Annotated in this window: 1 protein-coding gene; it reads left to right on the top strand. The window is 77.1% G+C overall.

The window, feature by feature from the left end:
* The coding region (locus GTW08_RS30810; RefSeq protein ID WP_161152903.1) for a FecCD family ABC transporter permease at window positions 1-645 on the top strand (645 nt) is incomplete at its 5' end.
* Between the last annotated feature and the right edge of the window lie 54 nt (window positions 646-699).

Here is a 699-nt window from a genome sequence, read left to right as displayed (position 1 = left end):
GCCGCGGCGGTCGGTGCCGCCGCCGTGCTCGCGCTGGTGCTGGCACTGTCGCGGTTCGCCCGGTCGGTCACCGCGCTGCTCGTGATCGGCGTGATGCTGGGGTCGGCGGTCACCTCGGTGGTCAGCCTGCTGCTGGTCTGGACCGACCCGCGCACCGCGCAGCAGTACCTGATGTGGGGCCTCGGCTCGGTGTCCGGCGTCGGTCGCGGCGAGCTGCCGGTCCTCGGCGGGATCGTCGCGGCCGGGCTGCTGGCGGTGGTCGTGCTGGCCAAGCCGCTCGACGGGCTGTTGCTCGGCGACGACTACGCCCGCACCGCCGGCGTCGACGTCGCCCGGGTACGGCTGGCCGTGCTGGGTGTCGCCGCCGTGCTCGCCGGGGCGGTCACCGCGTTCTGCGGGCCGATCGGGTTCCTCGGCATCGCCGTGCCGCACCTGGCCCGGATGGCGGTCGGCACCGCGCGGCACCGGGTGCTCGTCCCGGCCACCGCCCTGACCGGGGCGCTGGTCGGGCTGGCCTGCGCGGTCGTCGCGAACCCGCCGGGGCTGGGCACGGTGATCCCGCTGAACGTGGTGACCTCGCTGGTCGGGGCGCCGGTCGTGATCGCGGTGCTCCTGCGCTCCCGACGCCTGGGCGCGGCCCGGTGAGCGCCGGGCTGGCGCTGTCCGGGCTCGACGTCGGGTACGCCGAGGGCGGGGCGC

The organism is Pseudonocardia sp. SID8383 (assembly GCF_009864975.1).
Classification (GTDB): Bacteria; Actinomycetota; Actinomycetes; order Mycobacteriales; family Pseudonocardiaceae; genus Pseudonocardia; species Pseudonocardia alni.
Note: the sequence above shows the minus strand (reverse complement) of the source record. Positions and strands in the feature narration are given on the sequence as shown.